Annotated in this window: 6 protein-coding genes and 1 pseudogene; 3 read left to right on the top strand and 4 right to left on the bottom strand. The window is 35.4% G+C overall.

From position 1 onward, the window contains the following. Together A9G38_RS06825 and metG are read right to left on the bottom strand one after the other, a co-directional pair. Positions 1-203 (bottom strand): helix-turn-helix domain-containing protein (locus A9G38_RS06825; RefSeq protein WP_141671696.1); only part of this gene is annotated, 203 nt, incomplete at its 3' end. 290 nt (positions 204-493) lie between these two features. Continuing rightward, positions 494-2,521 carry a methionine--tRNA ligase gene (gene metG, locus A9G38_RS06820; protein ID WP_034915282.1) on the bottom strand — a complete coding sequence of 676 codons (2,028 nt, stop codon included), beginning with the start codon at positions 2,519-2,521 and terminating at the stop codon, positions 494-496. 252 nt (positions 2,522-2,773) lie between these two features. Here metG and apbC point away from each other — a divergent pair, with 252 nt between their 5' ends. The 3 genes from apbC (at position 2,774) to A9G38_RS06805 (ending at position 5,977) form a co-directional block, all read left to right on the top strand. Then, positions 2,774-3,847, top strand: coding sequence for an iron-sulfur cluster carrier protein ApbC (gene apbC / locus A9G38_RS06815; protein ID WP_051634349.1), 1,074 nt, complete (start codon positions 2,774-2,776; stop codon positions 3,845-3,847). Between the two features lie 295 nt (positions 3,848-4,142). Then, complete coding sequence (tpx, locus tag A9G38_RS06810; RefSeq protein WP_034915277.1) at positions 4,143-4,655, top strand: thiol peroxidase; 513 nt, start codon at positions 4,143-4,145, stop codon at positions 4,653-4,655. A 140-nt stretch (positions 4,656-4,795) separates the two neighbouring features. Beyond that, positions 4,796-5,977, top strand: coding sequence for a sugar transporter (locus A9G38_RS06805; RefSeq protein WP_034915274.1), 1,182 nt, complete (start codon positions 4,796-4,798; stop codon positions 5,975-5,977). A gap of 104 nt (positions 5,978-6,081) precedes the next feature. On the opposite strand, the gene A9G38_RS06800 is transcribed toward A9G38_RS06805, so the two are convergent. Further along, positions 6,082-8,007, bottom strand: coding sequence for an ABC transporter ATP-binding protein (locus A9G38_RS06800; RefSeq protein ID WP_034915271.1), 1,926 nt, complete (start codon positions 8,005-8,007; stop codon positions 6,082-6,084). Positions 8,008-8,208: 201 nt separating this feature from the next. Then, a pseudogene (locus A9G38_RS06795) lies at positions 8,209-8,494 on the bottom strand (IS3 family transposase); the annotation flags it as partial.

Below are 8,494 nucleotides of genomic sequence, written 5' to 3'. Positions count from 1 at the left end.
TCTTCAGTTCGACGATTATCTTTTGCGATGAATGAGCCGGTAGTTTGGTACTGCATTATCCAATTATCTAATGCTGATTTGGTGAGGTCATACTCTGCGACGATATCCGCACGTTTTTTACCATTTTGATATAGCATGACCATTTGTTTTTTGAACTCGTTAGTAAAGCTACGTTTTGCTCTTCGTGATGAATCGATTGCCATTGTTGTTACCTTCTCTTATTTTTAGTTTATCATAACAATGACCTTATAAAACTGGTACTAATTAGTGTAGCCGATCCAAGTTTAAGCAACCAACCATCAGTACCCTCAAACGACATAAATTCAAAACTTGAATGGCAACACATTTATAATAAAAAAAACAGCCCCAAAAAAACTAACGCTACAATTATTTATCAAATAAGCAAATTTTATACTGAAACGCATAGTTTCCTGAAACATCTTAACAAGTATATTAACTTGTTAAGATGCAGTTTTTATAATAAGGATATCAATTACGAAATTCGCATTCCTGGTTTAGCACCACTATCTGGTGATAGTAGGTACACACCTTCATCATCACCTTTACCACTCGCACAAAGCACCATACCTTCAGAAATACCAAAGCGCATTTTACGAGGAGCTAAGTTAGCAATCATAATAGTTAAACGCCCAATTAACACCTCTGGGTCAGGATAAAACTGCTTGATACCTGAAAACACATTACGGGTTTCGTCACCAATATCAAGCGTTAATTGAAGTAATTTATCGGATCCTTCAACAAAGCAAGCATGTTTAATTAAAGCAACGCGCATATCGACTTTAGTAAAATCATCAAAATTAATCGTGTCAGCGATAGGCTCTGCAACTTTAGGTTTTGCCGGTTGGGCTAATGCAGCTTGTTGTTTTGTTTCTTCAATCATGTTTGTAATTTTATCCATATCAATACGATTAAATAAAGCTTTAAACTGATTAATTTTATGACTTGTTAAAGCATTATCAATTTCATTCCATTCTAATTTGCTATTTAAAAATGCTTCTGTACGTTCAGCCAATGAAGGCACAATTGGTTTTAAATAGGTCATTAAGATGCGGAATAAGTAAATTCCCATTGAGCAAATATCTTGCAACACTTGATCTTGCCCTTCTTGTTTAGCAACCACCCAAGGTGCCTTTTCGTCAATATAGCGGTTAGCTTCGTCAGCAAGTGCCATAATTTCACGAATTGCCTTGCCTGATTCGCGTTGTTCAAAATAGTCAGCAATCACTTCTGCTTTTTCAACAAACAAGGAATACAGTTCAGGCTCTGCCACTTTATCTGATAATTTGCCGCCAAAGCGTTTATAAATAAAACCAGCCGAACGCGAAGCAATATTAACAACTTTATTAACTAAATCACTATTTACACGTTGAACAAAGTCTTCTAAATTTAAGTCAATATCATCAATGTGTGACGACAATTTAGCCGCATAATAATAACGTAAACAATCAGGATCTAAATGTTTTAGATAGGTACTTGCTTGAATAAAAGTACCGCGTGATTTAGACATTTTTGCACCATCAACAGTCACATAACCATGTACAAAAATATTGGAAGGCTTGCGATATTCGCTACCTTCAAGCATTGCTGGCCAAAATAAGCTGTGGAAATAAACAATATCTTTACCAATGAAGTGATACAGTTCTGTATTTGAATTTTTGTCCCAAAACTCATCAAAAATTGGTTTATTTTGTTTATTACAGTAATTTAAGAAAGATCCCATATAACCAATTGGCGCATCTAACCAAACATAAAAATACTTACCTAGCGCATCGGGGATCTCAAATCCAAAATAAGGAGCATCACGGCTAATATCCCACGGCTGTAAGCCTGATTCAAACCACTCTTGCATTTTATTAGCGACTTGGTCTTGTAGTGTCCCTGAGCGAATCCACTCTTGTAACATAGTTGAAAAAGCCGGAAGATCGAAAAAGAAATGTTCTGACTCTTTTAAAATTGGTGTCGCCCCCGAAACCACAGACTTAGGATTAATTAAATCAATCGGATTGTAAGTTGCACTACACACTTCACAGTTATCGCCATATTGATCTGGGGCTTTACAACGTGGACAAGTACCTTTTACAAAGCGATCTGGTAAAAACATCTGTTTTTCAGGATCGAATAGCTGTGAAATAACTTTAGTTTTAATATAACCATTCGCTTTCAAACGTTTATAAATTTGCTCTGATATCTCACGATTTTCTGGGCTATGTGTTGAATGGTAATTATCATAACTAATATTAAAGCCAGAAAAATCACGTTGATGTTCGGTTTTAACTTCACTAATCATTTGCTCTGGAGTAATCCCCAATTGCTGAGCCTTGAGCATAATTGGCGTGCCATGGGCATCATCAGCACAAATAAAATAGATTTCATTACCACGCATACGTTGATAGCGTACCCATACATCAGCTTGAATGTGTTCTAGCATATGACCTAAGTGAATTGCACCATTGGCATAAGGAAGTGCACAAGTCACCAATATTTTGCGTTGAGTTGTCATGTTGATTTATTACCCTTTTTTACATAATGGCAGAAATAGTACATCAATCGTGGGATTATCGCTAGATTTATGCCATAATTTGATAAAATTTATATACTCAATTCATATTTCAAAACAGAAAATAATCATTTTTTATGAGGGTAAACCAATTTACTGTTTACCGCCTTATTATTTAAGGTATTTTACGCTTTTAATGCAAGGTAATTGGAAATAAAACGAGTATAAATACTAAGGCATAAAGAGATAACCACAATGAACACTGAAGTAAAAAAAATTCTTGAAAATTTTACTCATCCAACTCTACAAAAAAATTTACTTGAACTTGGAGCAATAAAAAAATGCGAAATAGTTAATCACCACTTAACTATAAATTTAACAATGCCTTTCGCTTGGCAATCTACTTTTGAAGAATTGAAAAAAATAACCACTCCAAAATTGCTTAAACTTAACAGCGTTAATGAAGTTGACTGGCATATTGAATATAAAATTGCTACTTTAAAACGTGCTAATAACCAAAATGCCATTAATAATATAAAAAACATTATCGCGATAAGCTCAGGAAAAGGCGGTGTGGGCAAATCATCAACAGCTGTCAATCTTGCGCTAGCTTTACAAAAACAAGGGGCGAAAGTAGGGATTTTAGATGCAGATATTTATGGTCCCTCGATCCCAACCATGCTAGGTACAGAAAACCAGCAACCATTAACACCCGATAATAAACATATGACACCAATCATGGCATATGGGCTTGCTAGTAATTCCATTGGTTATTTGGTTGATCCTAATGGTGCTATGGTATGGCGTGGACCTATGGCAAGTAAAGCACTATTACAGATTTTACAAGATACGCTTTGGCCAGAACTCGACTATCTTGTCATTGATATGCCTCCAGGCACAGGGGATATCCAATTAACCCTAGCGCAAAACATTCCAGTTACTGCTGCTGTGATTATCACAACTCCTCAAGATATTGCTTTAATCGATGCAAAAAAAGGTATTACCATGTTTAATAAAGTAAACATCCCAACACTAGGAATTATTGAAAACATGAGTTACCACATTTGCGAACATTGTGGACATCATGAGGCCATCTTTGGTGAAGGTGGCGCAAAACATTTAGCTGAGCAATATCAAACCAAATTGCTAGGGCAAATTCCACTTCAAAAAATGTTACGCCAAGATCTTGATACAGGAAAGCCCACTGTCATTAACCACCCTGATAGCGAATTTAGCCGACTTTATTATCAAATTGCAGGAAGTATTGCTAGTGAGTTATATTGGCAAGGTGAAGCGATTTTGCCTGATATTGCTTTTAAGACATTGTAACTTAAAAATCCAACTATTGGCTGTAAAAACAGCCAATACTAATTACATATCATTTCTATTAATTCGATAACCACTTAAATTTATTCATTATTTTTAACAATAACATTATTAACGATAATAGAAATCGGCTAATTCATCACTTAAAACAAATTCAAGCTATTGTTCAGAAGTTGTTTTAGTTCTATATTGGAACAGTTCTAAATCTATTTATCCCTAACAAGTGCAACAACTCCAATTCATTGGAAGACATTACACTGTCAACAACGTGATTCGTCACAACACTAAGGAAACTGTTATGCAAAAAAGAGTTAATGAAGTCACCATGCGCGGAGCACCTATTACTTTGTTAGGCACACAAATTAAAGTTGGCGACACAGCGCCCAATTTTATCGTGCAAGATTTAAAAATGGAGCCCATTAAATTGTCCGATTTTAAAGGTAAAATCAGAATTATTAATTCGGTTCCATCCATTGACACCTCAGTATGTAGTGCTCAAGTGCATCGCTTTAACGTCGAAGCGGCAAAATTAAAAGACACAGTGATATTTTCAATTAGCGTCGATTTACCTTTTGCCTTAAATCGCTACTGTGCTGCTGAAGGTATTGATGCCGTTAAAGTCACCTCAGATCATAAAGAACTCAACTTTGGTTTAAAATATGGAGTTGTTATTGAAGAGTTGCGATTACTTTCTCGAGCTGTATTTGTCATTGATAAAAACGACAAAATTGTTTATGTGGAATATGTTAAAGAAACCTCTTCTGAACCTGATTATGACAAAGCCCTAGCTGCAGCTAAAGCACTAGAATAAATCGCTATAATGAAACATCGCCCTCAAATACTAATATTGGTGGCGATTAAGTTTAAGATTTATTCTTAGCAACTATTTAATAGACAAACATATTCAGTTATAATCAAAAGTAATCTAATATTCCCTCCAAAATCTTAATCATGAATAATAGTATTAACCGATCTCGGGTTTGGTCATCAATTCTTTGCCTTGCATTTGCGGCATTTATTTTTAATACAACGGAATTTGTACCTGTCGGACTATTACCCAATATTGCTGAAAGCTTTTCAATGGATGTAGCTCATGCTGGATTATTACTCACCATTTATGCATGGGCTGTCTCGCTATTATCATTGCCACTCACAGTATTAACGTCAAAAATGGAACGAAGGAAGCTACTTATCCTTTTATTTTGCCTATTTATAGGTAGTCATATTTTAGCTGGAGTCGCATGGAATTTTTACAGCTTAATGATAGCAAGAATTGGTATTGCTTGTGCACATGCGGTATTTTGGGCAATTACAACACCACTTGCAGTTCGGTTAGCGCCCAATGGTAAAAAAGCTAAAGCAATGGGCTTTATTGTTATTGGCGTATCGATGGCAACCATTCTAGGTATTCCAATTGGCACCATCATAGGACAACTCGTTGGCTGGCGCGTGACTTTTTTATGTATTGCTGGTATCGCTTTTTGCGTGATGATATTACTACTCCGCTTATTGCCTACTGTACCAAGCATGGATATTATCTCTATCAAAGATATTCCAATGGTATTAAAACGCCCAATACTGCTAAACATTTATTTATTAATTGCCATTATTATTGCGGGTCACTTTACTGCCTATACCTATATTACGCCATTCATGAAAAATATTGGTGGATTTAACCAAAATGTTATCGTCCTTTTATTATTAGTTGTAGGTTTTTCTGGAATGATTGGTAGCGTTATTTTTGCAAAATATGCTGAAAAGAATCCAACCGCAATTTTCATCATCCCTATGCTATTACTGATTACTTGCTTATTATCGCTTTATGTCTGTTCATTAACGCTTTATACTGCAATTATTCAATGTTTGATTTGGGGACTTTCCATTACAATTATTGGAATGGTTATGCAAAGTAAAGTAATTGATGCCGCACCCGATGCCACAGATATAGCCACTTCAGTCTATTCTGGTATTTTCAATATTGGAATAGGAGGCGGTGCTTTTATAGGCAGTAAGGTATTAATTTTACTTTCAATTGATTACATTGGTTATGTTGGTGCGTGTTTTGTCATCATCGCACTATTATTATTCTACTTTTTATCTAGAAAATTATGGAATAATAAAACGGTTATTTAAAAACTGTTATGTAAAAAATATTATATAAAAACCTTAGGGTAAGGAAACAGCATTATTTATTTTATAACACAAATAAATAATGCTGAAAAATACTAACACTTACCTTATGATTTGCTTAAAGACTCTAACTGTTCCCATCTTTCAAAAACAGCTTCTAATTCAGCCTCTTTATCTGCCAAAGATTGTAAAATTGGACTAGTAATTTCATGAGTTTGATTAAAAAAGTCACTTTGACCAATTTGTGCTTGTAAATCAGTAATCTCTAATTCTAATTGTTCTATTTTGCTTGGTAATTGTGCCAATTCTCGTTGTTCATTATAACTCAGTTTAACTTTCTTTTTAGCGGTTCGCTCACTACTTTGATTATTAGTAGCACCTAATTCTTTTTTAGGTTGCTCAAGTTTATTAACTGTCGTTACTTTAACTGGTTGTGCCTGCTGCTGTTGTTGCAGAGCATCGGCATAACCACCAGCATAAACACCAATATGGCCTTTTTCTTCAAAAAACCAACATTGAGTGACCACATTATCAACAAATTGCCGATCATGACTAACCAACAAGACAGTTCCTTGATAATCATTCACTAACTCTTCTAGCAATTCTAATGTTTCAATATCAAGATCATTGGTCGGTTCATCAAGTATTAATAAATTGCTAGGTTTTAAAAATAGTTTAGCCAGCAATAAACGATTACGCTCCCCACCAGACAGTGCTCGTACAGGTGTTCTGGCACGTTTAGGCGGAAATAAAAAGTCCTGTAAATAACCAAGTATATGGCGTGATCGGCCATTAACCATGACCTCTTGCTTACCTTCGGCTAAATTATCCATCACTGTTTTTTCAGGATCGAGCTCTAACCGATATTGGTCAAAATAAGCAACTTCAAGCTTAGTGCCACAATGCACATTACCTGATGTTGGCTCTAAATTACCTAACATCAATTTAAGTAACGTTGTTTTACCAATTCCATTAGGGCCAATCAGTGCTATCTTATCACCACGCAATACTTGCACAGAAAAATCATTAACTAGTAACTTATCCTCAATCTGATATGTCACATTTCCAAGCTCAAAAACAATTTTTCCTGAACGTAATGCCTCCTCGATTTGCATTTTAGCACTACCCATAACTTGGCGTCGCTTGCTATATTCTTGGCGCATTGCTTTTAATGCTCGCACTCGCCCTTCATTACGAGTACGACGAGCTTTAATACCTTGTCGGATCCAAACTTCTTCTTGGGCTAATTTTTTATCAAATTCAGCATTTTGTAACTCTTCAACACGCAATGCTTCTTCTTTACCAAGCAAATAGTTATCATAATTCCCACTCCAAGACGCAATTTTACCTCGATCCAGATCAATAATACGCGTTGCCATTTGACGAATAAACGAACGATCATGGGAAATGAACACAATACTGCCATTAAAACTTTTCAAAAAATCTTCCAACCATTTAATGGTTTGAATATCCAAATGATTGGTTGGTTCATCAAGCAATAAAACTGTTGGCTGACAAACCAACGCTTTGGCTAATGCGGCTTTACGCAACCACCCACCCGATAACGAAGACAACAACGCATCACCATCAAGCGATAATGAAGAAATAACATTACGAATACGGCTATCTAATTGCCAACCATTTTGATGATCTAACTGTTCTTGCATTTTAGCTAATTTATCTAAATTACTTTCGCAAGGATCGAGCTCAACGCGATATGCTAAATCATAGTAATCTCGTAATAACTGTGCTTGTTCGTGTAATCCTTCTGCCACAAAATCAAACACACTACCTTGCACATCACGAGGAGGATCTTGTTGCAATCGTGAAACAATCACATTATTTTCATAAATAATTTGCCCTTCGTCTAATGGCACTTCTTTATTTAAAACTTTAAGTAAAGTCGATTTTCCAGCACCGTTACGGCCAACAAGACAAACACGCTCATTTGGCTCAATAGACATATCGATATGATCAAGCAACGGCGCATCACTAAATGAAAGATAAGCATTGGTAAGATTAATTAATGACATAGTTATTGGTGGTTTTTATTTAGATATTAAGTAATAAAACATTATTCTATCATAAAGTGACCAAAGGCAACTAAAGCAAATACAAAAGATAAACCAATATATAAGTGATCCTTGATCCTCGCCAAAATATTAGACAGAGCCCGCCTCTATCATTTTTTCGTTTTGGTAATATTGTTGTTCATATTGTTCAGGTGATACCTAGCCATTGGCTGAATGACCGCGTATCCGATTATAATAGATTTCAATATATTCAAATAGTGCTTTATTAGCCTGCTTCCTCGTTTTGTAGTAACAGTCATGAATAATATGGGTTTTGAGTGTATGAAAAAAACTCTCAACAACCGCATTATCAAAGCAGTTTCCTCTTCGACTCATGCTTTGCCTTAGCCCATATTGTAACAATAATTGCTTGAAATCAGCACTGCAATATTGGCTTCCTTGGTCACTATGAATGAGTACATTTTTAGGAAAGTGACGCCGAAATAAA

This window comes from Gilliamella sp. Imp1-1, from assembly GCF_001690415.1.
GTDB lineage: Bacteria > Pseudomonadota > Gammaproteobacteria > Enterobacterales > Orbaceae > Gilliamella > Gilliamella bombi.
Note: the sequence above shows the minus strand (reverse complement) of the source record. Positions and strands in the feature narration are given on the sequence as shown.